This window comes from Streptomyces monticola (assembly GCF_042665355.1).
GTDB lineage: Bacteria > Actinomycetota > Actinomycetes > Streptomycetales > Streptomycetaceae > Streptomyces > Streptomyces monticola.
On sequence record NZ_JBHTCF010000039.1, the window covers coordinates 1 to 24488 of the forward strand.

Consider the following 24488-nt stretch of genomic DNA (forward strand, 5'->3'; position numbering starts at 1 on the left):
CCCCCACACCCCCACACTCCCACACCCCCACGGCCTCACCGCGGCGCCCGGCGCCCGTCTTCGGGCTTTCGCCCGAGTGGCTGCTGCACGAGGGCAAGCCGGTCGCGGATACCCTCGTCCTGTCCCATCCCGAGCAGCTCGACCGGCTGCGCGCCGCCTGCCCCGAAGCCGCCCCCACCGCCGTCCTCGCGGGCGATCCCTGCTACGACCGGATCCTGGCCGCCGCTCCCCTGCGCGCCCGCTTCCGCCGCGCCCTCGGCGTCCGGCGCGGCCAGCGCCTCGTCCTGATCAACTCCACCTGGAGCCGTGCGTCCCTCTTCGGTGACGGCGCTCCCGCCGGAGACGTCCTGCCCGCGCTGCTGTCCCGTCTGACGGCCGAGCTGCCCACCGACGAGTACCGGATCGCGGCCGTGCTGCACCCCAACATCTGGCACGGCCACGGTCCGGGGCAGATCCGCGCCTGGCTCGACCGGGCACGGCGCAGCGGTCTCACCCTCGTCGACCCGCTCGACGGCTGGCGGCAGGCACTGATCGCGGCGGACGCCGTGATCGGCGACCACGGGGCCGTCACCTTCTACGCGGCCGCGCTCGGCACCCCCGTACTGCTCGCCTCCGCGCCCCTGTCCGAGCTCGACCCGGGCTCACCCACGGCGGACTTCGTGCGCCACGCGCCGCGTCTGGACGCCGCCGCATCCCTGCGGAGACAGCTGGAGACACTGCTCGCACGGCACACACCGATGCCCGGCCCCGCCCGGTTCACGACATCGGCACCGGGCGACTCGGCCGCTCAACTGCGCAGGCTCTTCTACGAGTTGATGGGCGCCGACGAGCCCGGGACTCCCGCCACGCTCGAACGGCTGCCCCTGCCCGCGTACGAGCAGGCCGACCCGACGGCGCCCCTGCGCGTCCTGACCCGCCTCGACGCGGCCGCGGAAGTCTCCGTCACCCGCCACCCGGACGCCGTCCACGAGCCCGACAGTGACGGCGACTGCGACGATGAAGTGCATACGGCGGTCCATGAGGACACCCGCGACCGGGACCGTCTCGAAACCGCGGACCTCATCTTCCGCTCCGGGCCGCCCGACGACCCGCGCCTGGGAACTCCCGCACAGTGGACGGCGGAAGTCCTCGCTCGCCACCCCCACTGCGCCCTCGCCGCCTACATCACAGGGCCGCACACGTGCACAGTGCGCACCAGGGGCGGGGAGCTGCTGCACATCCGGGCGCGGCCGGCCGCCTCCGCGGAATCCGCCGCCTCCGCGGACCCTGCCGCCTCCGCGCACCCCGCCGATGACGCCGACCCAGGCGGTGACGCCGACCCGGCCGCGTACGCCTCCGCCGTGCACGCCTGGATCGCCGGCGGCAAATCCCCGGCCGAACTGGTCGACGGCGGCCTGACCATGCGCCTGGGCGATGCCGTTCACCGGGCTGAGGTGAGCACCGCCGGGTGAGCGGCGCCGAGTGAGCGCCACCGGGCGAGGTGACCGGCCGTCACCTCAATCCACCGCACCGCTCAATCCGCCACACCGCTCAATCCACCGCACCGCCCCCGCGCAACGTCCGCAGATGCGCCAGGTGGTACTCGGCGCCTTCGGCCGTGAGCAGCGCGATCGCTTCGTCGATCAACGGGGCCGCGGCTTCCCCGCCCCCGCTCGCGAGGCGGCTCTCGGCGAGGTCGGTGAGGGCGCGGGCGGTGTTGTAGGCCTCGCCCGTGCCGCGGAAGAACCGCAGCGCGGCGCCGAGTCGTGCCGCCGCCTCCTCATGCCTGCCGAGGCCGCTCAGGGCGCGGCCGCGGTGGCGCTCCAACAGGGCGCGGGCGCGCGGCACATCGGCCGCGCCCTCATCCGCCGGCCCGATCTCCCCGAGCAGGGCTTCGGCGTCCTCGAAACAGCCGTACGCCTCATCGAAGCGCCACTGCCGCAGCCGCAGCAGGCCGAGGAACTCCAGGGCGGAGGCCTGTCCGCGCACATGCCCGGCGGCCCGCTCGTCCCGCACGGCCGCGAGCGCCTCCGGCTCCGCCTCGTCGAAGTGCCGCAGCTCGGCCAAGGACAGGGCCAGTTGGGCATGGAGCGCACCCGAGGCACGCGTGCCGGGGAAGTGCGCGTCGGCGGTGCGCGCCCCGGTGCGCAGGGCCGGGAGCAGCGCCTCGTGGTGGCCGGCCTTCAACTGCAGGGGCCACAGCGCCCGGCACAGCAGGGACACCGCTTCCGGGTCGCCGAACTCGTCGGCGGCACGGACGGCCTGGACGAGGTTCTCCCGCTCCGCGACCAGGGCCGCAAGCGCCTCGCCCCGGTCGGCGTACACCGGTGTGGCGGCGCCCGTCGGCAGGTCGGGGACGCGCCAGCTCTCCGGCAGCGCCGCCCGTGCGGCACCGGCGGCGAGGCGCGCGTAGCCCTCGACGCTCCGGGCGACGGCTGCGGCGCAGGCCGCCATGCCGTCCGCGTGGGCCAGGGCTTCGGCATGCCGTCTGACCCTCGGGCGGTAGTGGTAGCGGCCGTCGCCGGTCCTTTCAAGGAGCCGGACGGCGGCGAGTTCTTCGAGGAGCCCGGCGGCGAGCGGCTCATCGGCGCGCAGGGTGCGCGCGGCGGCCGCGGCATCGAAGGCGGGCCACTCCCACAGCCCCAACTGCCGGTAGAGGCGGGCCGCTTCGGGGCCGAGTGTGCGGTACGCGTCTTCGGCGGCGGCCTGTACGGGGTGGTCGTCGGCCATGGTGTCGGCCTCCTGGGCGCGCTGTGCCGGAAGGGGAACGGAGCCGTGCGCGCCGAGCCGGGGCACGGCCGCGCGGAGCGCGAACGGTGAACCGCCGCAGCGGGCGAGGACGGCGGGAAGCTCGGCGCGGTGCGGCGCGAGCGCGGATCTGCCTCCGACGAGCGCGGTGAGCAGCCGCCGTGCGTCCTTGTCCGTGAGCGGGCCGACCGGCACGGGCAGCGCGTCGAGACCGGTCAGCGGACGGCGGGCCACCACCAGCGTGAAGACCTCGGGCGCGGCGGTGAGCAGCGGCTCGACCTGCGCCGCTGAATGGGCGTGGTCGAGTACGAGCAGCACCCGGCGGTCCTCGACACATCGGGTGAAGAGTTCTCTGCGCCCTTGGAAGGCGGGTGGTATCTCCTCTTCGGGCAGCTCGAACTGGCGCAGCAGGCTGTGCAGTACGCGCCCCGGGCTCTGACCGCCGCCCGCCGGCCCGCGCAGATCGGCGTAGAGCTGTCCGTCGGGGAAGAGCCCGGCGGCGCGGGCGCCCCAGTGGACGGCGAGGGCGCTGGTCCCGATGCCTTCGGGGCCGTGCAGGAGGGCGACCTTCGGCCGTCCGTCGGCCCGGCGTCCGGCCTCCCGGTCGAGCACCTTCATGGCCTGTTCACGGTCGGTGAAGTGCCGGCTCGACACGGGCAGTCCACGGGGCCTGGCCTCCGGCCGCCGGACGGGCGGAACGCGATGGGCCAGTGCCGCCCAGGCGCGGGCCAGTTCGGGGTCACGGCCGACCGCTTCGTGTACGAGGCGCGCCACCGCCGCTTGATCCTGGGGCCCGGCGGGCGCGGCCACCTCGCGGCCCGCTATCCGGCGCACCACGCCTCCGGCGGACTCCCAGAGCCGCTTGCCGGCCTCACTGGCGACGCCGTTGCCGAGCGCGCCGAGCACCGCCCCGATGGCCGTCAGCGACAGTGGCTCCAGCACCCGGCACTCCCCGTCCCCGGCGTCCCCGGCGATGCGCCCCTCCGGCACCGCTCCGCCGCCGCAGAGCCCACCGTAGCCCGTGGACCAGGGCCCGCACATACCGCCGGTGGATCAACGTTTCGGCGGAGACGGCCAGTTCGGGACGGTACGCCGGGGGCGGCGGCACGGGGCGCACCGCCGCCCCTCACGTCAGCTGCCGGACGGCTCCGCCCTGGTGGCCTGGAACCGCACCAGGCCAGCCACGCTCACCCCGCGCGTCAGACCGGCCTTCTCCAGGACCCGTACCGACGCGGGATTGGCCTGCTCCACGTCCGCGTGGACCGTGTGGACGCCGGGTGCGCCCAGGCCGAAGCCGACCATGGCGCGGGCGGCTTCCGGTGCGTACGCACGGCCGCGGCGCGAGGGCACGATGCCGTAACCGAGCTCGATACGGCCGTCGTCCGGCGGCCACATCAGGCTGATGGCGCCCACCACGAGGCCGCTGGCACGTTCGATGATCTGCCGGTGCCCGTAGGGTGCGGCGAGTTCGGCCGCCGGGTCGTCGCACTCGGCGAGGAAGCCCGCGATGACCCGGTCACCGTCGGCGGGATAGTCCTGTGCCCAGTGCGCGAGCCGGGCCCACGGGTCGGTGACGGCCCGCAGTTCGGCCAGGGACCAGCGCCGCAGCACGAGCCGTTCGGTGTACAGCGCGGAGGCGGGCGACGAGGAAGCGGGGAGAGGAGAGATGAACGAGGAAAACGAGGAAGAAGAGGACACGCGTGTCTCCAGGTCGTCGAGATGACCGGGCCGCGGTCGGTGACCGACCTCAGAGGGCCCGGACGAGGGCATGACGAAGAACCACGGCGCAGGCCATATTCATCAACCTCCCTCGTCGCGGGGGCTCCGCCGGGCGGCGCCCCTTCTTCGACGGGCCAGGCTACTAGGTGGCGGCGGCGTTGAGCGCGGCCGCCTCCGCAAGGACCGCCTGGGTGTCCGTGACCCCGAGCCCCGGCAGGAACGCGCTCCACAGGTCGAGCACCCGGCTCTCCATCTCGCGCTGCGCCTCCAGCGCCTCGGCGACGCTGAACGTGCCGAAGAACCCCGCGACAAGCACCTGCGAGAAGCGCTTGAGGTCCGCGTCGGTGTCGAGTTCGCCGCTGTCGCGGGCGGTGGTGAGCAGTTGCTCCGTGACCCCGATCCAGCGCACGAACGGCGTGGGGAGCGGGCTCGACATGGCCTTGCGCTCGAACCAGAGGCGCGAGCCCGCGCGCACAATGGGGTCTTCGCGGTAACCGCGGGCGACGGCGAGGCTGAGGGCGACGGTGCGGGTGAGGACCGAACCGTCGAGTGCCGTGTAGCGCGCCACGGTTGTGGGCCAGCTGTCGTGGTACGCCTCGACCACCGCGCGCGCGAGGCCTTCCTTGTTACGGAAGTGGAAGTAGACGGCGCCGCTGGTGAAACCCGTGGCGGAGACGACTCCGCTGATGCTCGTGGCCGCATAGCCGAGTTCGTCGAAGAGGCGGGCTGCGGCCTCGATGATGGCCCGCCGAGTGGCGGCCGCCCGGTCCTGCATCTTGCACCCCTCGACCGTTCGATTGATCTTGTCGGGCGAATCTACCGGGACTTCGGGGCACAAGGGCAGGTAGGCCCCAGAATCATTGATTGCATGATGTTATGACCAATATCGAGGTTGACGTCTCCGCGGCACCCGGGTTCGGACTGCACTGGCAGTCGAATGTGCCGCGCGACCTGGTACACCGGCGCTCCATGGCCGAGGTCGTGCTCGCCTCCGTGACCCGTCTGTCCCACACGGAGTTCCTCGCGGCGGCCCAGTGGCCCTGCTCCCACCCGACGTACCCGAAGACGCCCGACGGCCGGCACAGTCCGGTGATGGTCGCCGAGACGGCACGTCAACTGGGCCTTGCGGTACCGCAGTTGTTTCTCGGCGCCGGCAGCGAGTCGCACTTCGTGATCAACGACATGCGCCTCGAGATCGACCCGGACCGCGAACCCCGCGAGGTCAGAGGCGCCAGCGACGTTCTGGTGCGGACCGACTTCACCTGGAACCCGGCGGCCGGGCCACAGCTCCGGTCCTTCACGATCCGCACCGAATTCGTGCACGACGGCGGAGTGTTCGCCCACTGCGAGGGCAGCTCTGCCCTGCTGAGCCCGGCCGTCTACCGCAGGCTGAGGTCGGGCGCGCCGGGGCTGCCGGACTGTGCTCTGCCGGAGGGTTTCGTACGGCCGCACTGCACGGAGGTGGGAGCGGTCCGGGACAGCGACGTGGTGATCGCGCGCAACCCGGCGGGCGACGTGCTGATCGCGCCCTGCGATCTGCGGCACCCCTACTTCTTCGACCATGTGGCGGAACACGTCCCGGGGATACTGCTGCTCGAAGCCGCCCGGCAGGCGGCCCTGTTGAGCCGGGCCGAGCAGACGGAGGCCGGCGGCGGGCCTGCGCCCGGGGTCGTGGGCATGCGTATGGAGACGGCGCAGTTCACCGACTGGGAGCCGCTCACCCGGATCGACGGCACCCCGATGGGTTCCCGCTTCGGATTCACGATCAGTCAGGGCTCGCTGGTGCGGGCCCGGGGTGAGATCGCCCTGCGGCCGCGGTGAATCCGGGCGGCGGCGCCGGGTACGGGCCCGGGCAGGACCCGGGCCCGGTCAGGGGCAGAGCACAACCTGCCCCGCCCAGGTGAGCCCGGCGCCGAAGCCGAACAGGAGCACCGGGGCACGGGACGGCACCGTGCCCCGCTGCACCAGCTTGGACAGCGCGATCGGCACGGAGGCCGCGGAGGTGTTGCCCGAGTGGGTGATGTCCGTCGACACGACCGTGTCCGGTGTCAGCTCCAGCTGCCTGACCAGGTGCGCGATGATGCGCGCGTTGGCCTGGTGCGGCACGAAGGCCGCCAGGTCCTCCGGTGCTACGCCCGCCTGGTCGCAGGCGCTGCGCAGCAGCGCGCCCAGGTCGGTGGTGGCCCAGCGGTAGACCTCCTGGCCCCGCATCTCCACCGTGCCCGCGCGGTCGGGGATGGCGATCAGTTCCGCGTCCTCGCCCCGGTGCCCCCACACGACCGGGCCGATCCCCCGGTACGTGCCCGCGCTGACGACCACCGCTCCCGCGCCGTCGGCGAAGATCGGGGCGGTGGCCCGGCAGCCCGCGTCGACCCAGGCCGTCATCTTCTCGGCGCCCACGACGAGGACATGGGCCGCGGCCCCTGAGCGCACCGCCTGGTCGGCCACGGCGAGGGCGCAGCCGAAGCCCGCGCAGGCCGCGTTCAGATCGAAGGCGCCGCAGTGGTCGAGGCCGAGGCGCGCGGCGAGCCGGGCCGCGCCGGTCGGCATCGGGGACTCCATGGAGCAGGTGGCGAGGATCACGAGCCCGATCTCGTCGGGCGAACATCCGGCGGCGGCAAGGGCCTTGGCCGCCGCCACCTCGGCCAGGTCGACCACGGATTCCTCCGCGCGGGCGTGGTGGCGGGCCTCGATGCCGACGCGTCGGCGGATCCAGTCCTCGGCGACACCGGCCCGCGCCGCGACCTCGCCGTTGGAGACGGGAGGACCGGGCAGGTGGTGGGCGACGGCGGTGATACGCGATCCCGTGGCGGGAGCACCGAGAGCGGTGGCGGACATCTGTGCCTTCCTGAGAACGGCTTATTGAGGGCGGCTTCGGAGAACTGCTCGACTCCATAGCCCGACGTAACGCGCACTATGTTTCTTGCGGCCGCCATCATGCGCCGAGCAAGGCCCGCAACAGCCCCATGAGCCTCCGAACGAATGAAATAGAGGGGGCTAATTAACGCTTCAGGGGGATGGAGCCCCGGTTTCGCGGGAACCGGATGGCACGTTTCCACATATGGCTCATTATGTTTTGCCGCCCGGCCGCAGCGGCGCCGGTCCCCTGGACCTGGCTCTGCGCGTCGGTACGACGGACGACTACGCGGCCGTCCGCGATCTGCACCGGCGCTGTTCGGCGGCCAGCCGCGCGCTGCGCTACCACTGCGGCACTCCCGAACTGCGGCCCCGCATATGGCAACAGCTCAGTGATCCGCGGGCCGGCTGCACCCTCCTCGTGAGTCTGACGGTGCCCCCGCACCACACCGTCGCCGTCGGACATCTCCTGGGGACGAACACGCCGGGCAGCGCGGAGCTGGCCCTGCTCGTCGAAGACCGCTGGCAGTCCCGCGGCATCGGTACCGCCCTCGCGGACTGTCTCTTCGACCTCGCGCGGTCCATCGGCGTGCACTCCGTCAGCTTCGTATCCGGCGCAGGCAACTGCCGCGCCCAGCGCATCGCCCGCCACCTCGCGGCCCGCGCGGCGGACACGGCACGGACCGCGGACGCACCGAGGGCCGCCGTCACCCTCGCGCTCGCCTGAGCCCACCCCCTTGAGCCCTTCCCCCTCCGCCCCCAGATCTCCCTCCCCTCACGCAGCTCCCCCTCCTCGCGAACCCCTCACCCCTGAGACCCCGTCAAGGAGCCCTCACCCATGGCCCGTTCCCTCTCCCAGCGACTGACCCGAGCCGTCACCCGCACCTACGCCCGCTGTTTCCTGCGCTCCCTGCGGCATATCGACCCGCGCGCCTTCCACGCGGTCAACGGCCTCTACAGCCCGCCCGGCGGACCCTCGGGGCCCGTGCTGCGGCTCGGCCTGATCGGTGACTCCACCGCACTCGGCCTCGGTGTCGCCGGACCGGAACAGACTCCGGGACGGCTCCTCGCCCGGCAGCTGGCAGCGGCGACGGGGCGCCCCGTACAGCTCGGGGTGTACGCACGCGCCGGCGCCGGCACCAAGGCGCTCGCGCCCAAGGTGGAACAGGCGCTGCGGCACGGCCTGGACGCCGTCGTCGTCATGACCGGCGCCAACGACACGCTCATGCCCGTGCCGTTGCGCCGCCCGGCAGCCGAACTCGGCCGGTACGTGAAGCGGTTGCGCGCCGAGGAGGCCGCGGTGGTCGTGGCCGTCAGCCCCGACTCCGGCGCGGGAGGCGCCATCCCGGACCCGGTCGGACGCCTGCTGACAGGGCGCAGCAAACGCCTCGGGCGGCTGCAGGGGGGTGCGGTCCTCGGGCACGGGGCGCGGATCGTGTCGTTCGCGGATCCGCGGTTCCGGAGCGAGCGGGACCGGCTGGTCGGAGCGGACGGCTTCCATCCCTCGGCGGAGGGCTACGCGCGGCAGTGCGACCGGCTGCTCTCCGCGCTGCTCGCCGAAGTGGCGGGCCCCACGTACCACGGCCTCGTGCGTGACGACCTCGTACGCGAAGACCTCGCGCATCCCGGCGAGGACGGGGACGGGACCAGGGAGCCCGGGGAGGTGCTGAGCGTGCGAGCCGCCGCCCGCCGAGTGGCTCGCACCCCGGACACGAGCGCCGCCCTCTCGGCCCGTACGCCGGGCCGTGCCGTGCTGCGGACGCTCACTCCCGGCGTCCTCCGTCAGGCGCGGCGGCCCGCCGTCCGGCCGGCCGCCGCGGCCGAGGTCAGCCCCCGGAGCTGACCGGCGCCTGCGCCACGGGGGCCGTCTCCAGCGGCTCGACCCGGGCCGGCACGTACTTGTGCCAGGGCGTGCCGGCCACCGGGTCCCGGTGGTGCAGGGAAGTCAGCTCGTTGGGGGCGACGCCCGCGCTGCCGTGCTCGGGATGGTCGACGCCGAGGCCGTTGGGCAGGGAGATATGGCCGGCGCGCATCATGTCGGTGACCTCGACGACGACCTGGGCGCTGCCGCGCTCGGTGACCAGGCGGGCCGCGCTCCCCGTGGCGAGCCCGAGGCGTTCGGCGTCGGCGGGGCTGACGCGCAGCGCGCCGTCACGGTCGCGGCGCCGCCAGCGCGGGTCACGGTAGATGGTGTTGGCGGTGAACGAGCGGCGCTCCCCCGCGGCCAGGACGAGCGGGAAGTCCCCGCAGGACCTCGGCTCGTCGTCCTTCAACTGCCGTAGCCACTCGGTGAGTTCGGGGATGTCCACGGTGAAGCGGCGGTCCTCGCGACGGACGTAGTTCCAGACGTCGCTCCACTCGTCCACCGTGAACGTCACCCCCGAAGGACGCTCCAGGATCGCGTCGAACAGCTCGTCGCCGTCGGCGAATCCCGCCCGGCGTACCGCGTCCGGATGGTTCAGGGCGCACAGCTGGGCCAGGCCCCAGACGGGGGCGGTGGCCCGCAGGTGCTCGGGCAGGGCGGCGCCGAGGGTCTCGTACAGGAGATGAGGAGCGAGGCCGAGTACGGCCGGGTCCGCGGCCACGGCGTCGAAGAAGGCCTTGGTGAACGCGGGCCGCGACAGCCGCGCCGCCTCGGTGAGGGTGGCGAGGAGTTCCGGCGGGGCGGCGCCCAGGCGGCGCAGGAGGCGGGCGTAGATCTCCGGTTCGGGCAGGGTGCCGGGCAGCGGGTCGAGGACGGGCGGGCGCAGCTGGAAGGAGTTGTGCGGGAACTCGCTGTTGAAGAAGGTGGCTTCCCACTTCTCGTACTGGCTGGCCGCGGGCAGCACGTAGTCCGCGTGCCGGCCCGTCTCCGTGAGCGCCACGTCAACGACCACGACCAGGTCGAGGGCGTCGAGTGCGCGGGCGAAGGTGGGTGAATCGGCAAGCGAGTGGGCGGGGTTGGCGCTCTCGATCCACATGGCACGGAAGCGCTCGGGGTGGTCGGTGAGGATCTCCTCGGCGATGGAGTTGCACGGCACGAGGCCCGCGATGATCTTCGCCCCGGTGACCGGGGTGCGCCGGCCGCGGCTGCTCTTGCGGCCGCCGCCCGCGGACGGGCCGGTGAGCGGCGCGAACGCGGAGTGCAGATACATGGTGCCCGGCCGGCCGAAGTTCCCGGTCAGGATCCACAGCAGCTTGTTCAGATACGACACCAGGGTGCTGTGCGGGGCCTGCTGGGTGCCGAGGTCCTCGTAGGTGGTGACGCTGACCGCCGTGCCGATGCGCCGGGCGGCGGTGCGGATCAGCTCTTCGGGGACGCCGCAGCGCTCGGCGTACTCGGTGACCGGCACCTCGGTCAGGGCCTCGACGATTCCCTCGGTGCCGGTGGTGTGGGCAGCGATGAACTCCCGGTCGAGCAGGCCCTCTTCGATGAGGACGGCGAGCATCGCGGCCAGACACCAGGCGTCGGTTCCCGGCCTGACCTGCAGATGGAGGTCGGCCATGGCGGCGGTCTCGCTGCGCCGCGGATCCATCACGATCATGGTGCGGTCCGGGTCCTTGGCGAGTTCGCGCAGGGCCGGTCGCGCACGCGGGAAACTATGGGACTGCCAGGGGTTCTTGCCCAGGAAGAGGACGACCTCGGCATGCTCGAAGTCGCCCTTGGTGTGGCCGCCGTAGAGCTTTCCGTCGACCCACATCTCGCCGGTCTTCTCCTGGGCGAGCGCGTTGGAGAAGTAGCGCGAGCCGAGTGCGGACTGCAGGGCGCGGGTGTGCAGGCCGCCGAGATGGTTGCCCTGTCCCCCGCCGCCGAAGAAGAAGATCTTCTCGCCGCCGTGGGTGTCCTTGACCGCGGTGAGCCGCTGCGCGATCTCGCCGAGCGCCGTGTCCCAGTCGATCTCCTCGAAGGTGCCGTCGGGGCGGCGGCGCAGCGGCGAGGTGAGACGGTGGCGGCCGTTCTGGTAGTGGTCGAGGCGGAGCGCCTTCTCACAGGTGTAACCGGCCGACGCGGGATGGGACTTGTCGCCCCTGATCCGTGCGAGGCGCCGTCCGTCGAGCTGGATCTCGATGCCGCAGTTGCACTCGCAGAGGATGCAGGCGGACGTGCGCCATGCTGCTTCGGTCATCTCGGTACTCCCGGGCAGAGTAAGTCCTCAGTGGTTCCTGAGCAGTTCCTGACTGGTTCCTGAGTGAGTCCTGTAGAGCAACTTACCGGACGGTATCGCTGTGGGTCCCGTTGGACAACCCTCTATCGTGGGCGGGGTGAAGCGGACTTCCCTTGCCCACTGGCCCTGTTCCATCGCCCGCACCATGGATCTGCTCGGCGACTGGTGGACGCCGCTGGTACTGCGCGAGGCCTTCTACGGCATCAAGCGCTTCGACGACTTCCAGCGCTCCCTCGGCCTGGCCCGCAACACCCTCACCGCGCGGCTTCAGCGCCTGGTCGAGGAGGGCATGCTGGAGCGGGTGCCCTACCAGCGGCGCCCCGAGCGGTTCGAGTACCAACTGACGGACAAGGGGCGGGAGTTCTTTCCCGTCCTGGCCGCCATGATGGCCTGGGGCGACCGCTGGCTGACCGGGACCGCGGGCGCCCCCGTGACGCTGCGCCACACCGAGTGCGGCCATGAGACCCGGGCGGCGGTGGTCTGCGAGCACTGCCGCGAGCCGCTCACGGCCGACTCCGTGCACAGTGAAATGGGCCCCGGCTTCCCGGCGAAGCTCGCCGAACGCGCGGACGTGCGGGAGCGGTTCGGCCCGGCGGCCGGGGACTCCCGGCGCCCGTAGACCCGGCGCGGCTGATGCCCCTGCACAGGTGCGCGGAGAACTGCGCGACCAGCCACGACGCACCCGCAGGCACCCTGCCGGACGTCCCGCTCAGCGCTCGGGCGCCTCAGGTTCCGGAGCCGCTGCCCGCCCCGGCGCGGGTCAGGCCGCAGGGGCGCCGAGGCCCTCGATGACGACCGCGCCCGGCAGTTCCGCGAAGATCTTGCCGGGGACGATCAGCTTGCCGCGCCTGCGGCCACTGCCGATCAGGACGTACGGCGTATCGACGACGGCAGCGTCCACCAGGAGCGGCCAGTCGGCGGGCAGGCCGATCGGCGTGATCCCGCCGTACTCCATGCCGCTCTCGCCGGTCGCGGTGTCCATCGGGGCGAACGACGCCTTGCGGGCGCCCAGTTGACGGCGGACGGCGCCGTTGACATCGACCCGGGTGTGCGACAGCACGACACAGGCCGCGAGGCTCGACTCGCCGCCGCGCTTGCCGGTGACGACCACACAGTTCGCCGACTGCTCCAGGAGCTCCTGGCCGTAGTGCTCGACGAAGACGGCGGTGTCGGCGATCTCCGGGTCGCTGTCGACGTAGATCAGCTGCTCGGCGGGGACGCCGCCGCGCCACTGGCGTACGGCGTCGGCGACCGGTGCGGTCAGCTCGCCGAGGCAGTCGGGTGCGGGGCGGGCGTTGTCGAAGTTGCCGATGGGCGCGCTGGGCATGGCGAGAAGCTAACAGCGCGCCCCGGGCCGCCGCACGCCCGTCTCAGCTCGCGGGCGGGATGGAGACGGCCATGGTCATCTCCACGGGCGCATCACCGTCGTTGCGGTAGGCGTGCGGGACATTCGCCTCGAACGTCGCGGAGTTGCCGGCCGGCACGGTGTGCGGCTCCCCGTCCACGACGAGGCTCAGCTCGCCCGCGGTGACATGGAGGAGTTCGACGGTGCCCTTGGGGTGGGCGTCGGACTCGCTCTTCTCGCCCGGCATGATCCGCCAGGACCAGAGCTCGAAGGGGCCGCGCGTCTCGGTGCCGACCAGAAGGCGGGTGTAACTGCCCGCGTCCGTCGACCACATGCGGACGATCTGCTCCTTCGGCACGACCCGCACCTGCGCGCCCTGCTCGTAGTCGAGGAGCGTGGTGATGCTGACGCCGAGCGCGTCGGCGAGCTTGACCGTGGTGCCGACGCTGGGGTTCGTACGCGCCTGCTCGATCTGGATGATCATGCCGCGGCTGACACCCGCGCGCGCCGCCAGTGCGTCCAGCGTGAAGCCCCGCTCGCCGCGCCAGCGCTTGAGGTTGCGGGCGAGCGACTGGGTGAGCTGGTCGAGGTCCGACACATTCCGTCCAATATTTTGGATGACAGAGTTCAGTTCACTGCACTACGGTGTGGTGCACCAAACCGTTCACCACACTGTACTGCGAGGTCACCGCATGTCCGCACTCCTGGCCCTGGCCACCAGCCTTCTCTGGGGCCTCGCCGACTTCGGGGGCGGACTGCTGACCCGGCGTATGCCCGCCCTGACCGTGGTGGTCGTCTCGCAGTGCGTCGCGGTCGTCGTGCTCGGCGCGATCGTCGTGGCCACCGGCGGATTCAGCGAGTGGGGCCCGCAGCTCTGGTACGCGGTGGCCGCGGGCGCCGTCGGCCCCGTCGCCATGCTCTCCTTCTACAAGGCCCTGGCCCTCGGCCCGATGGGCGTCGTCTCGCCGCTCGGCTCGATCGGCGTGATGGTGCCGGTCGGCGTCGGCCTCGTACTCGGCGAACGCCCGGGACTGCTGCAGTACGGCGGTATCGCCGTCGCCGTGGTCGGCATCCTGCTCGCGGGCGGGCCCGAGTTCCGCGGCGCCGCCGTCCGCCGCCAGGCCATTTTGCTCACGCTCCTCGCGGCCTTCGGGTTCGGCGCGGTGATGGCCCTGATCGCGGAGGCCTCCACCACGCTCACCGGGCTCTTCCTCGCCCTGTTCGTGCAGCGGGTGACCAATGTCGTCGTGGGCGGCGGCGCGCTCTGCGTCTCCGTGAAGCGCGGTGCGAAGGCCCTGCCGGAAGAGGGCGGCATGAAGGTCGTATGGGCCGCCCTGCCCGCCCTCGCCTTCGTCGGCCTCGCCGATGTGGCCGCCAACGGCACCTACTCGGTGGCCGCGCAGACCGGCCCCGTCACCGTGGCCGCCGTACTCGCCTCGCTGTATCCGGTCGTCACGGCGCTCGCCGCGCGCGGCGTCCTCAAGGAACGGCTGCGCGGGGTGCAGGCGGCGGGAGCGGGCCTCGCCCTGATCGGCACGGTGCTGCTCGCCGGAGGCTGAACTCCCGCGCACCGCGAGCGAGTCGGCTACTGACCGGCCGCCGGACTCTGCCCGGCGGCCGGAGCGTCGTCCTCGTCGTACGCCGACTCCGCGAGCGCGAGCAGCTCCTCGGGCGTGACGCCCTCCGGGATCGGCACCGGAGCCGGTGTCCGCAGCGGCGGCTGCCAGCCCAGGTCCGGATCCCAGCTGCGCACCACGCGCGCGGGTGCCCCGGCCACCACCGCGTGGTCCGGCACCTGTCCGCGCACCACCGCGCCCGCCGCCACCACGACATTACGGCCGAGCTTCGCACCCGGCAGGATCACGGCGTTGGTGCCGATCCAGCAGCCGGGGCCGATCTCCACCGGCTCCATCCGCGGCCACTGCTTGCCGACGGGCGTACCCGGATCGTCGTAACTGTGGTTCGTGGACGTGATGTAGACATGCGGGCCGAAATAGCAGTCGTCGCCGATGGTCACCGCCGTGTCCGCGATGACATGACTGCCGCGGCCGAGGACGACGCCGCTGCCGATCCGCAGGATGGGCTCGGGCCCGAGATCCAGATCGGGCATCATCCCGGCCGTCAGAGTGACCTGTTCGCCGACGATGCAGTGGTCGCCGAGATGGATCCAGGGCTCTCCGAAGACCGTGCCCTGCGGGAAGGCGAGCCTGGTGCCCGTACCGATGGACCCGAAGAGCAGCCGGCCGGGGCGCTCCGCGGTCACCGCGCCCGAGCGCTGCACCCAGCGCCAGCCCGCGTGCACGGCACGGGTGACCGCCCGGCGCCGCCGCGCGGCCAGAGATGAGAACGCGTTCTTGTTCTTCGGCACCCGCTCACCGTACTCAGCACCACCGGCACCGGCAGACCGAGGAGCTGTGATCTTCGCCCCACCCGGTGCCCGGCGGTGGCGGTGCGTCGCTTACCGTTCCGGGAGAGGCGCGGCCACCAGGAAACGAACACCCAGGAGACGGCAATGGCAGAGCGGGCGTTGATCGCAGGCGTCGGCGGCAAGGACCCCGAGGTCGACGCGGAGGCCTTCGCCGCACCCACGTCCGTGGTGATCGGCGAGGTGACCCTGAAGCCGGGGGCCAGCGTCTGGTACCACGCGGTCCTGCGCGCCGACTGCGGCCCCATCGTGCTCGGCGCCGACAGCAACATCCAGGACAACTGCACCGTGCACGTCGACCCGGGCTTCCCCGTCACCATCGGCGACCGGGTGTCGGTCGGCCACAACGCCACCGTGCACGGCTGCACCGTCGAGGACGACTGCCTGATCGGCATGGGCGCCACGGTCCTCAACGGCGCGGTGATCGGCGCCGGTTCGCTCGTCGCGGCACAGGCCCTGGTCCCGCAGGGCATGCAGGTACCACCCGGCTCCCTCGTCGCGGGGGTGCCGGCGAAGGTACGGCGGCCGCTGACCGAGGAGGAGCGCGAGGGCCTCAAGGTGAACGCCGCGATGTACACGGAGCTGGCGAAGGCACACCGGGCAGCGCACGAGGGGTAGGAAAATCAAGCCCGTCCGGCGTTTGAGGACGAGCCCGCAGGGCGATCCGCGGGGCGCCGGTCGACGGTGCCGGTCCTCGTGACACAGGCCGGGCCCAAAGCCTCGGCAGAGCCGCGCTTCTGCCCGGCGTGCACCCCCCTCGGTGCACGCCGGGCAGCCTGCTGGGTCACGCGGTGGCGGCCGCGTCCCAGAGGTCGCACAGATGCTCCCGGTGCACGGTGGCGCTCGCCGTGTTTCCGCCGGCGGACGCCGTGCGCAGGCTCAGGACCCGCTCCCTGCCGTCGGGGACCCCGGGCTGTCCCGCTGCCCGCGGCACCCCGTCACGGATGAAGGAGCCCCAGTACTCGACCATCTGCCGTGACAGGTCCCGCTGTTCGGCGTTGAGCGGCGAGTCGAGGCCGAAGTGCTTGAAGAGGTACTGCACTTCGTTCACATGGGTCGCCCCGAAGTCGAAGGTCGTGGGCAGTTGGCGCAGGGACGCGAACGGCGGCGACGTGCGGTCCGCGAACTCGTACGCGTACACCTTCCCGCGCCCCGCGAGTGACGTGTCCAGGCGCAGTGCCGGGCAGGCGAACATCCGGTCGCCGACCGCCGTCCCGTAGGCGATCGTCGGCGACGGGTACGAGCCCGCCGGATAGCGTTCGAGCACCTTGCCGCCCATGACCGGGCCGAAGGTGCCGGTCAGTGCCTGCGGATAGTCCGTGGTCGTCAGCGGCTTGCCCTGCGCGTCGTACTGCGCGAAGCCGAAGAGGCGTCCCTCGTCCTGGTTGGCGCCGTTGAGGACCGGGATGCCCGCGGCCGCGCCCTTGGCGAAGGCGCGTACGGGCTGCTCGGGCAGGAACGCGCCGCCCGCCACCGGGCCCCAGTCGATCCCCGACTGGGCCGCGAGGATCTCCTGCGGCGTCTTGCCGCGCAGACAGGCGACCGCGGTCGCCGAGTGCGGACAGCCCGCCTTCTTCGCGAACGCGGCGCCGTCCTCGGCGGCCTTCGCGCGCTCGCGCGCCGCGCAGTCCTCGTAGGCGCCGCTCTGGATGATGCCCGCACGGAACAGGCCGCGTCCCGTGGGCGAGGCGAGCTGGGTGCAGACCGAACGGCCGCCCGCGGACTCGCCCGCGACGGTCACCCTGCCCGGATCGCCGCCGAAGTTCGCGATGTTGGACCGCACCCAGCGCAGGGCCGCCTGCTGGTCCTGCATGCCGTAGTTGCCGGAGACCCCGTCACCGGCCTCGGCGTCCAGGCCGCGGGCGGCGAGGAAACCCATCGCCCCGAGCCGGTAGTTGACGGTCACCACGAGCGCGCCGGTCTGCTTGGCGAAGGTGTCGGGCACGATGTCCTCGCCCGCGCCCGCGGTGAGGCCGCCGCCGTGCAGCCACACCATGACGGGCCGCCGCTCCAGCGGGCGGCCGCCGTCGGGTACGTACACGTTGAGGCCGAGACAGTCCTCGGTGTGGGTCGGCTTTTCGTAGCCGGGGTCCCAACTGGCCGTCTGCGCACAGCGGTTGCCGAACTTCGTGGCGTCGCGCACGCCCTGCCACGGCTTGGCGGGGCGCGGCTCCTTCCAGCGCAGCCGGCCCACCGGGGGCTCGGCGTAGGGGATGCCGAGGAACTGCCGCCCCTCGGTGGTGGGCCGACCGCGCACCAGGCCCGTGTCGGTGTGCACGACGGTGGGCGGCGCGGGCCCGCGCTCGGGCTCGGGCCCGGCGGCCTGCGCGGTGCCCGCCGCTCCGGCCGTCACCAGGAGGGCGAGGGCCACCGCGGCGGCACGTATCCGGTGGCGCCTTCTCATGAGCGTCCTCCCACTCGGGCCGTGGCATGCAGTTTCAGGTCGGTGGCCGAGGCCCCCACGTGCACCGCGCGTCTGCCGGTGCCGAGCACGAAGGCGCGCCCCTGCGGGTCCCACGACGACAGCGAGCGCCGCGTGACGGACACCGACACCCGGCGCCGCTCCCCCGCCTCCAGTTCCAGTCTCCGGTACCCGGCGAGGGCGAACTCGGCCTGGTCGAGGGCGAGTTCCGAGGAGGGACCGACATACACCTGCGGGATCGCGACCCCGTCGCGCCGCCCGGTGTTGCGCACCGTGAAGTCCACCAGCAGGCCGCCCTTCGCGCCGGGCCGCACCCGCAGATCCTCGTAGGAGAAGCTGGTGTACGACAGTCCGTGGCCGAACGGGAACAGCGGCTCGACGCCCTTGGACGCGTACCAGCGATAGCCGCCATGGATGCCTTCGGAGTACTCCTCGACCCCGTCGACACCCGGGTAGCGGCGCGGGTCACCGGCCGTGGGGTGGGTGTCGTCGTCCACCGGGAAGGACTGGGTGAGCCGCCCGCCCGGGTCGGTGTCGCCGAAGAGAACGGCGGTGGTGGCGGCCGCGCCCTCCTGGCCCGGGTAGTACATCTGCAGCACGGCGGCGGTGCGATCGAGCCACGGCATGGACGTGGCGGACGAGGTGTTCAGGACCACGGTGGTACGCGGATTCGCCGCCGTCACCGCCGCGATCAGCTCCTCCTGGTGGCCCGGGAGCGCCACGGCGGTACGGTCCTGGCCCTCGGTGGCGTCCTCGTAGGCGAAAAGGAGCACGCTGTGCGCCCGGCGCGCGGCGCGTACCGCCTCGGCGACATCGGCCGCCCGGGTCGCCCCCGTGACCCGCCGCAGCCGGAAGACCTGCCCCTTCTCGCCGCCCTTCGCGGTGATCTTGAGGCGGTGCTCCCCCGGGGCGAGGTCCAGGGTCTTGCGGCGCACGGAGAGCCCGTCGGGTGCGGTGCTGACCAGGCCGCCGCTGAAGAACTCCCCGAAACCGGGAAGCAGCGGGAACAGCTCCTGGCCGTCGAGCAGCACCTTGGGCCGCTCCTGGCCCGAGTAGTGGATGACGAACGTCCACTCGTCCTGCTCGGTGACGGTGAGCGTCCCGTCGTACTCGTAGGTGACCTTGGGGCCCACCTCCTGCGCCTCGGGGTCGAGGCCTGAGCCCACCGCGCCCTTGGGCAGGGGCTTGCCGAAGAGGTCCTCGCCGAGCGCGTAGCGGACATCGGCGCCACGGCCCGCACGCTCCTTGATCGCGTCGAGGGGACTTGCGGCGCGGTCGGGGATCACATGGGCGCTGCCGCCGCCGCTGACGAACGGGATCCGGCCGGTCGGGCCGACGACGGCGATACTGCGGGCCGCCTGTCCCTTCAGCGGCAGGGCGCCGCGCTTGTTGCGCAGGAGCGTCGCACCGGCCTTGGCGATCTTCAGGGCGACCGCGGCGCCGGCGGCGGGGTCGCGGTCCGGGCGCGGCGGCGCACTGCCGTCCAGGAGCCCGAAGCGCTCCATCACCGCGAGGATGCGGCGCACGGAGCGGTCCACGTACGCCTCGGGCACACTGCCGTTCTCGACGGCCTTCTTCAGGGCGCCGCCGAAGTACGTGTCGTTCGGCATCTCCATGTCGAGGCCCGCGCCGAGGGCGGCGACGGTGCTGTGGGCGGCGTACCAGTCGGTCATCACCCAGCCGTCGAAGCCCCAGTCGCGGCGCAGGACGTCGGTGAGCAGCCCCTTGTTCTCGCACGCGAATGTGCCGTTGACCTTGTTGTACGCACCCATGACCGAGCCCGCCCCGGCGGCAATGGCGGCCTCGAAGCCGCGTAGCTCGGTCTCGCGCATGGTCTGCTCTCCGGCCCGCACATCGACGGACATGCGGTCCTTCTCCTGATTGTTCATCGCGAAGTGCTTCACCGTCGCGACGAGCCCCGCGCCCTGGATGCCCTTGATCTCCTCGGCGACCAGGTCGGCGGTGAGCAGCGGATCCTCGCTGAAGGTCTCGAAATTCCGTCCCGCGTACGGGGTGCGGATCAGGTTGCACATGGGCGAGAGCAGCACGTCCTGCCCCAGGGCGCGCCCCTCGCGGCCGATCACCTCGCCGTACGCCCGGGCGAGCGCGGGGTCGAAGGCCGAGGCGAGCAGGACCGGGGCGGGCAGCGCGGTGGCATGCGCCTTGACGCGTACACCTGCGGGCCCGTCGGCGAGGCGCAGGGGCGGGATGCCGAGCCGGGGCACTCCGGGCACGTATCCGGCCTGCCCGAGGTTCTCGGGGTCGGTGCCGCCGTGCAGCAGGGAGAGCTTTTCGTCGAGGGTGAGCCGGGCGACGAGCGATTCGACGCGGGGCCCGGCGAAGGGCCCGCGCCCGCCGGGTCTTGGCTGCACCGGGGCCGTCGCGTGCGCGGGCGTCGCGAGTCCTGCGGTGGCCGCGGCGGCGACCGCTGCGGCGCTTCCGATGAGGCGCAGCGCTGATCGCCGGGACACGGTGTCGGACATGGGCCGTCACTCCTTCTGTGCGCGGGCACGACGATGTGGACCGCGGCACGAAGCTGTTTTGAGGAGGTGGGGCATGTACACGTGCCAACGGGCGGCCGACGTTCGGCCTTTGAACGCACTATGCGACAAGACCGAGTTGACACCCCGTTAGACACCACTGGTTGCGCCGGGAAAGCTATGGCCACCACTGAACCGTGTCAATAAGTTGAACAGCAAACAACGGATGCGCCGACCGGAACCAGAAGGTCCGGCCGGCGCATCCGCCGTATCGCTCCCTGTCTCTGTGCGCCCCTCGGGGGGCCGTCAGCTGTTGGGGCGCAGCGTCCAGACGACCGTCATCTCGGTCGTCACCGCGCCGTCCTCGCGCGTGATGGCCACGGCCACCGGGAACTCGGGCCGCTTGCCCTCGTCCAGCTCCGCGAGCACCTCTGCGATCGGCCGGCCGAGGGTCGCCGTGGCGGTGACCTGGCCCGTGGCGATCTTCTTGAACGCGATATCGGCGTTGACCGGCAGCGGCACCGCGCGCGACAGCTGGTCACCGAAGGCCGCCAGGACGATGGCGCCGCTCGCCGACTCCCCGAGCGTGAAGATCGCGCCGGCGTGCGGGCCGCCGACGTGGTTGCGGTAGTCGGGGTTGTCGGGCAGGTGGAGCACCGCGCGCTCGGGGGTGGTCTCGGCGTACTCGAGATTCAGGGTCCGGACCATCGGCACGGTGGCGGCGAGCATCTCGCCGATTGACATCTGCTGGTCAGCGCTCATGACCGCGATGTTACCCACGAGTAGTAGCGCTTGGCCATCCCCGGGGACGCCCGGCGGGACCGCCGGTCATGTCAGCGTGCGGTCACAATCAGGGGCGGCCGTAGCAGTGGGGTAAGGCCACCTCTATCGTTACTGGCCATGTGGCCAGGACAGCAGCCGCCCGGGGGCGAGCAAAACCCGCAGGACCCTAATCAGCAGCCGTACCAGCAGCCGGGGTACCAGCAGCCCAACCCGTACCAGCAGCAGCCGGGCTACCCGCAGCAGCCCGGACCGCCGCCGCAGGGCGCTCCGCAGGGCCCGCCGCCGCAGGGCGCTCCCCAGCAGCAGCCCGGACCGCCGAACACACCGGCCCCGTACCCGCCGGGCCCGCCCACGCCCGGCCCGCCCACGCCCGGCCCTTATCAGCAGCAGGGCGCCCCGCAGTGGAACACGCCCGCGCAGCCCCTCGGGGCTCCCGAACCACCCCGCGACAACCGCAAGAAGACCACCATCACCGCGCTCGTCGCGGCGGGCGCCGTGGTCGTCGCCGCGGGTGTCACCGGCTTCCTCGTCCTCGGCGGCGACAAGGACAAGCAGGACGAGTCCAAGGGCGCGGACAAGAAGCCCTCGTCGTCGGCGCCGCAGTCGCCGAGCGAGGAGTCGTCGCCCACCCAGGAGGGCCGGGGCAACGGCCGTGGCAACGGCACCACCATCAAGCCGGTGATCCCCGGCTGGAAGGTCGTGGTCAACCCCAAGCGCGGCACCGCCTTCGACGTACCGGCCGACTGGCTCATCAAGGAGCCGTCCATGATGACCAGTTACGTCGACGAGAAGACCGAGAAGCCGGTCACGTCGATGACGGGCGTCGCCGAGTACAAGCCCGAGTGGTGCCAGTACGACGACGACCAGGACGGCGAGAAGTCCGACTGGAAGCTGGCCGGCGCCGGCACCAAGGGCGCCAACGGCGCCAGGAACTCGGGCGAGGCCGCGCAGAACGTCGTCGGCTGGTGGATCTACGGCCCGTACACACAGCCGAACCAGAAGAACATCGGCCTGTCCAAGCCCAAGGCCTACACGTCCAAGTCCGGCCTGAAGGGCAGCATCGCCTACGCCGAGTCGCAGGGCGTGCCGAAGTCGAAGAACCCGTGCGCCACCGAGGGCAAGGCCCTGTCGTTCGCCTTCAAGAACAAGGCCAACGACTACGTGGTCTGGTCGCTCTACGGCCCCAGGGACGTCAAGGGCGAGCTCGACAAGGAGACGATCGACAAGATCCTGAGCTCCGTGCGGCTCGCCGGTATGCCTGAGCAGTCGTGAGCGGTCCTCAGCAGTCCTGAGCAGCCCTCAGCAATCCTGAACAGTCCTGAGCGGTCCTGAGCACGGACGTCGGCGCACCAGGGTTTGGCACGGCAGGGGCGTTACGGCGATAGTTCCCCAGTGAACAAAGCCGTATCGCCCCGACTGCGCCGGCCCCCGTGGGCGGGACGCAACTACAGCCTCCTGACGGCCGCCGCGATCGTCACGAACCTGGGCAGCCACGGCGCCCTGATCGCGGCGGCCTTCGCGGTGCTCGACGCGGGCGGCGACGGCGGCGACGTGGGCCTTGTCGCCATGGCGCGCACCCTGCCGCTCGTGCTCTTCCTGCTCATCGGCGGCGCGGTCGCCGACCGGCTGCCGCGGCACCACGTGATGGTCGCCGCCAACGCCCTCAACTGCCTCTCGCAGGCGGCCTTCGCCGTGCTCGTGCTCGCCGGTGAGCCGCGCCTGTGGCAGATGATGCTCCTGACCGCGCTCGGCGGCACGGGCCAGGCGTTCTTCAACCCCGCGGCCGAGGGCATGCTGCTCTCCAGCGTCACGGGCGAACAGGCGAGCCGCGCCTTCGCCATGTTCCGGATGGCGATGCACGGTGCCGCGATCGGCGGGGCGGCGCTCGGCGGCGCGATGATCGCTGCCATCGGACCCGGCTGGGTGCTCGCGGTCGACGCGGCGGCCTTCGCGGTCGCCGGTCTGCTCCGCGCCTTCCTGAACGTCAGCCATGTGCCCGAGCGCGCCCCTGGCGGCGGCATGCTCGCCGATCTCCGGGACGGCTGGCGGGAGTTCATCGGCAGGCCCTGGCTGTGGACGATCGTCGCCCAGTTCTCGGTGGTGGTCGCGGTGATCGGAGCTGCGGAGGCGGTGTACGGGCCGCTTGTCGCCCGGGACTCGCTCGGCGGTGCGGCACCGTGGGGTCTGGCTCTCGGTACGTTCGGCGCGGGCACGGTCGCCGGTGCGCTGCTGATGATGCGCTGGAAGCCGCGGCGGCTGCTGCTCGCGGGCTCGCTCTGTGTGTTCCCGCTCGCCCTGCCTTCGGCGGCCCTCGCGGTGCCGGTGCCGGTGGCGGCGCTGTGCGGCGTGATGTTCGTCAGCGGTATCGCGATCGAGGTGTTCGGGGTGTCCTGGATGACGGCCCTGCACCAGGAGATCCCGGAGGAGAAGTTCTCCCGGGTCTCCGCGTACGACTGGTTCGGCTCGATCTCGATGGTGCCCCTCGCCACCGCCCTCGCCGGCCCGGCCGAGACCGCCTTCGGCCGTACGAACGCGCTGTGGGGGTGCGCGGGTCTCGTCGTCCTGGTGACGGCGGCGGTCCTGTGCGTACCCGACGTACGGAATCTGACGCGGCGGGCGGAGACGAAGGAGACCGCGCACTCGGAGGAGACGGCTCCGCACGTGTCTGCGACGGTCCCGGTGCCGCACCCGGACGCCGACGCCGACGCGGCGGGCGTGCCCGGCGCCTCAGCCGACGCCGAAGGCTCCCTCCGGCGGCTCGGGTGAGGCGACCGCGTCCTGCTCGCGTACCGTCCGCGCGTCACCGATGAGCCGGCGCAGCGCGGCGCCGTGTTCGACGCGGGCCGGGAACACGTCGGCGGCCGTGCGGCGGGTGAGCGCCGCGATGTCGGGCTCCTCGTGCGCGGCGACGACCACCGCGTTGCCGAAGCGGCGGCCGCGCAGCACCGCGGGTTCGGCGATCAGCGCCAGATGGGCGAACAGCTCCTGGAACGTGGCGAGTTGGGAGCGCAGAAAGGTGAAGGGGGCGCTGTCGGCGAGGTTGGCCAGATAGACGCCGCCGGGGCGCAGCACCCGCTCCGCCTGCCGTGCGTAGTCCAGGGTCGTCAGATGCGCCGGCACCCGCGAGCCGCCGAAGACATCCGCGACGATGACGTCCACGCTGTCCGTGGGCGCCGCCTCCAGCCAGCCGCGGGCGTCGGCTCGGTGCGTACGGATGCCTGAACCGGCCGCGACGGGCAGATGTTCGGCGATCAGCGCGCACAGGCCGTGGTCGGCCTCCACGACGTCCTGCGCCGAGCCCGGCCGGGTGGCCGCGAGATAGCGGGGCAGGGTCAGCGCCCCGCCGCCCAGGTGCAGCACATCGAGCGGCCGCCCCTCGGCGGCGACGGTGTCGAGTACGTGCCCCAGCCTGCGGGCGTACTCGAATTCGAGGTGCGTGGGCTCGTCCAGATCCACGTACGACTGGGGCGCGCCGTCGACGGTCAGGAGCCAGGCCCGCGGCCGGTCGACGTCGGGCAGCAGCTTGGCGACGCCGTGGTCCACGGCACGGGTCACGGGTATCGGCTCGTCCACACGTCCATTGTGC

21 protein-coding genes are annotated in these 24488 nt (G+C 72.4%); 9 read left to right on the forward strand and 12 right to left on the reverse strand.

What is annotated here, in order from left to right:
- A partial coding sequence (locus tag ACFQVC_RS41330) for a hypothetical protein (RefSeq protein WP_381841552.1) occupies positions 1 to 1451 on the forward strand: 1451 nt, incomplete at its 5' end.
- Positions 1452 to 1530: 79 nt separating this feature from the next.
- On the opposite strand, the gene ACFQVC_RS41335 is transcribed toward ACFQVC_RS41330, so the two are convergent.
- From ACFQVC_RS41335 to ACFQVC_RS41345, 3 genes are all read right to left on the reverse strand, one after another.
- On the reverse strand, positions 1531 to 3669 hold the full coding sequence (locus tag ACFQVC_RS41335) for a tetratricopeptide repeat protein (protein ID WP_381841555.1): 2139 nt from the start codon (positions 3667 to 3669) through the stop codon (positions 1531 to 1533).
- Between the two features lie 189 nt (positions 3670 to 3858).
- A complete protein-coding gene (locus ACFQVC_RS41340; protein WP_381841558.1) occupies positions 3859 to 4425 on the reverse strand; it encodes a GNAT family N-acetyltransferase in 567 nt (188 codons plus the stop codon).
- A 163-nt stretch (positions 4426 to 4588) separates the two neighbouring features.
- Complete coding sequence (locus tag ACFQVC_RS41345) at positions 4589 to 5221, reverse strand: ScbR family autoregulator-binding transcription factor (RefSeq protein WP_381841561.1); 633 nt, start codon at positions 5219 to 5221, stop codon at positions 4589 to 4591.
- A 101-nt stretch (positions 5222 to 5322) separates the two neighbouring features.
- Between ACFQVC_RS41345 and ACFQVC_RS41350 the strand changes: the two genes are divergently transcribed.
- Positions 5323 to 6267 (forward strand): AfsA-related hotdog domain-containing protein, encoded by a 945-nt coding sequence (locus ACFQVC_RS41350; RefSeq protein WP_381841564.1) that lies wholly within the window; start codon positions 5323 to 5325, stop codon positions 6265 to 6267.
- 48 nt (positions 6268 to 6315) lie between these two features.
- Here the strand turns inward: ACFQVC_RS41350 and ACFQVC_RS41355 are convergent, their stop codons facing one another.
- Positions 6316 to 7284, reverse strand: a complete 969-nt coding sequence (locus tag ACFQVC_RS41355) for a beta-ketoacyl-ACP synthase 3 (RefSeq protein WP_381841567.1) — start codon at positions 7282 to 7284, stop codon at positions 6316 to 6318.
- Between the two features lie 223 nt (positions 7285 to 7507).
- Here ACFQVC_RS41355 and ACFQVC_RS41360 point away from each other — a divergent pair, with 223 nt between their 5' ends.
- Both ACFQVC_RS41360 and ACFQVC_RS41365 read left to right on the forward strand, forming a co-directional pair.
- Positions 7508 to 8029 (forward strand): GNAT family N-acetyltransferase, encoded by a 522-nt coding sequence (locus ACFQVC_RS41360; protein WP_381841570.1) that lies wholly within the window; start codon positions 7508 to 7510, stop codon positions 8027 to 8029.
- Between the two features lie 111 nt (positions 8030 to 8140).
- Positions 8141 to 9145 carry an SGNH/GDSL hydrolase family protein gene (locus ACFQVC_RS41365; protein WP_381841573.1) on the forward strand — a complete coding sequence of 335 codons (1005 nt, stop codon included), beginning with the start codon at positions 8141 to 8143 and terminating at the stop codon, positions 9143 to 9145.
- Here ACFQVC_RS41365 and ACFQVC_RS41370 read toward each other — a convergent pair.
- Complete coding sequence (locus ACFQVC_RS41370; RefSeq protein ID WP_381841576.1) at positions 9129 to 11408, reverse strand: molybdopterin-dependent oxidoreductase; 2280 nt, start codon at positions 11406 to 11408, stop codon at positions 9129 to 9131. The two genes, ACFQVC_RS41365 and ACFQVC_RS41370, sit on opposite strands and share 17 nt — an antisense overlap.
- Positions 11409 to 11544: 136 nt before the next feature.
- On the opposite strand from ACFQVC_RS41370, the gene ACFQVC_RS41375 reads away from it, so the two are divergent.
- Complete coding sequence (locus ACFQVC_RS41375) at positions 11545 to 12066, forward strand: winged helix-turn-helix transcriptional regulator (protein ID WP_381841579.1); 522 nt, start codon at positions 11545 to 11547, stop codon at positions 12064 to 12066.
- A 141-nt stretch (positions 12067 to 12207) separates the two neighbouring features.
- Here ACFQVC_RS41375 and ACFQVC_RS41380 read toward each other — a convergent pair whose 3' ends face one another.
- The gene (locus tag ACFQVC_RS41380) at positions 12208 to 12774 is read right to left on the reverse strand and encodes a YbaK/EbsC family protein (protein WP_381841582.1); all 567 of its coding nucleotides are present in this window, start codon (positions 12772 to 12774) and stop codon (positions 12208 to 12210) included.
- A 43-nt stretch (positions 12775 to 12817) separates the two neighbouring features.
- Positions 12818 to 13390, reverse strand: a complete 573-nt coding sequence (locus tag ACFQVC_RS41385) for a helix-turn-helix domain-containing protein (RefSeq protein WP_381841584.1) — start codon at positions 13388 to 13390, stop codon at positions 12818 to 12820.
- Positions 13391 to 13484: 94 nt separating this feature from the next.
- Between ACFQVC_RS41385 and ACFQVC_RS41390 the strand changes: the two genes are divergently transcribed.
- Positions 13485 to 14351 carry an EamA family transporter gene (locus tag ACFQVC_RS41390; RefSeq protein WP_381841587.1) on the forward strand — a complete coding sequence of 289 codons (867 nt, stop codon included), beginning with the start codon at positions 13485 to 13487 and terminating at the stop codon, positions 14349 to 14351.
- A gap of 26 nt (positions 14352 to 14377) precedes the next feature.
- Here ACFQVC_RS41390 and ACFQVC_RS41395 read toward each other — a convergent pair whose 3' ends face one another.
- On the reverse strand, positions 14378 to 15160 hold the full coding sequence (locus ACFQVC_RS41395) for an acyltransferase (RefSeq protein WP_381841590.1): 783 nt from the start codon (positions 15158 to 15160) through the stop codon (positions 14378 to 14380).
- Positions 15161 to 15304: 144 nt separating this feature from the next.
- Between ACFQVC_RS41395 and ACFQVC_RS41400 the strand changes: the two genes are divergently transcribed.
- Positions 15305 to 15835 carry a gamma carbonic anhydrase family protein gene (locus ACFQVC_RS41400; protein WP_381841593.1) on the forward strand — a complete coding sequence of 177 codons (531 nt, stop codon included), beginning with the start codon at positions 15305 to 15307 and terminating at the stop codon, positions 15833 to 15835.
- A 166-nt stretch (positions 15836 to 16001) separates the two neighbouring features.
- Here ACFQVC_RS41400 and ACFQVC_RS41405 read toward each other — a convergent pair whose 3' ends face one another.
- The 3 genes from ACFQVC_RS41405 to ACFQVC_RS41415 all read right to left on the reverse strand — a co-directional run bounded on the left by ACFQVC_RS41405 (position 16002) and on the right by ACFQVC_RS41415 (position 20863).
- The gene (locus tag ACFQVC_RS41405; protein ID WP_381841596.1) at positions 16002 to 17621 is read right to left on the reverse strand and encodes a carboxylesterase/lipase family protein; all 1620 of its coding nucleotides are present in this window, start codon (positions 17619 to 17621) and stop codon (positions 16002 to 16004) included.
- A complete protein-coding gene (locus ACFQVC_RS41410; RefSeq protein WP_381841599.1) occupies positions 17618 to 20122 on the reverse strand; it encodes a beta-glucosidase family protein in 2505 nt (834 codons plus the stop codon). Before ACFQVC_RS41410 ends, ACFQVC_RS41405 begins: the two co-directional genes overlap by 4 nt.
- A gap of 303 nt (positions 20123 to 20425) precedes the next feature.
- On the reverse strand, positions 20426 to 20863 hold the full coding sequence (locus ACFQVC_RS41415) for a DUF4442 domain-containing protein (RefSeq protein WP_381841631.1): 438 nt from the start codon (positions 20861 to 20863) through the stop codon (positions 20426 to 20428).
- A gap of 156 nt (positions 20864 to 21019) precedes the next feature.
- Between ACFQVC_RS41415 and ACFQVC_RS41420 the strand changes: the two genes are divergently transcribed.
- Entirely contained in the window at positions 21020 to 22174 is a 1155-nt protein-coding gene (locus ACFQVC_RS41420; RefSeq protein ID WP_381841602.1) for a DUF8017 domain-containing protein, read from the forward strand.
- A 120-nt stretch (positions 22175 to 22294) separates the two neighbouring features.
- Entirely contained in the window at positions 22295 to 23668 is a 1374-nt protein-coding gene (locus ACFQVC_RS41425; RefSeq protein ID WP_381841605.1) for an MFS transporter, read from the forward strand.
- On the opposite strand, the gene ACFQVC_RS41430 is transcribed toward ACFQVC_RS41425, so the two are convergent.
- Positions 23630 to 24475 carry a spermidine synthase gene (locus ACFQVC_RS41430; protein WP_381841608.1) on the reverse strand — a complete coding sequence of 282 codons (846 nt, stop codon included), beginning with the start codon at positions 24473 to 24475 and terminating at the stop codon, positions 23630 to 23632. The genes ACFQVC_RS41425 and ACFQVC_RS41430 overlap by 39 nt on opposite strands.
- Positions 24476 to 24488: the final 13 nt, after the last annotated feature.

Coding starts and splice junctions, on each gene's coding strand:
- ACFQVC_RS41345 (WP_381841561.1), bottom strand. CDS start 5,221: ATGCAGGACCGGGCGGCCGCCACTCGGCGGGCCATCATCGAGGCCGCA.
- ACFQVC_RS41350 (WP_381841564.1), top strand. CDS start 5,323: ATGACCAATATCGAGGTTGACGTCTCCGCGGCACCCGGGTTCGGACTG.
- ACFQVC_RS41355 (WP_381841567.1), bottom strand. CDS start 7,284: ATGTCCGCCACCGCTCTCGGTGCTCCCGCCACGGGATCGCGTATCACC.
- ACFQVC_RS41360 (WP_381841570.1), top strand. CDS start 7,508: ATGGCTCATTATGTTTTGCCGCCCGGCCGCAGCGGCGCCGGTCCCCTG.
- ACFQVC_RS41365 (WP_381841573.1), top strand. CDS start 8,141: ATGGCCCGTTCCCTCTCCCAGCGACTGACCCGAGCCGTCACCCGCACC.
- ACFQVC_RS41370 (WP_381841576.1), bottom strand. CDS start 11,408: ATGACCGAAGCAGCATGGCGCACGTCCGCCTGCATCCTCTGCGAGTGC.
- ACFQVC_RS41380 (WP_381841582.1), bottom strand. CDS start 12,774: ATGCCCAGCGCGCCCATCGGCAACTTCGACAACGCCCGCCCCGCACCC.
- ACFQVC_RS41390 (WP_381841587.1), top strand. CDS start 13,485: ATGTCCGCACTCCTGGCCCTGGCCACCAGCCTTCTCTGGGGCCTCGCC.
- ACFQVC_RS41400 (WP_381841593.1), top strand. CDS start 15,305: ATGGCAGAGCGGGCGTTGATCGCAGGCGTCGGCGGCAAGGACCCCGAG.
- ACFQVC_RS41405 (WP_381841596.1), bottom strand. CDS start 17,621: ATGAGAAGGCGCCACCGGATACGTGCCGCCGCGGTGGCCCTCGCCCTC.
- ACFQVC_RS41410 (WP_381841599.1), bottom strand. CDS start 20,122: ATGTCCGACACCGTGTCCCGGCGATCAGCGCTGCGCCTCATCGGAAGC.
- ACFQVC_RS41415 (WP_381841631.1), bottom strand. CDS start 20,863: ATGTCAATCGGCGAGATGCTCGCCGCCACCGTGCCGATGGTCCGGACC.
- ACFQVC_RS41420 (WP_381841602.1), top strand. CDS start 21,020: ATGTGGCCAGGACAGCAGCCGCCCGGGGGCGAGCAAAACCCGCAGGAC.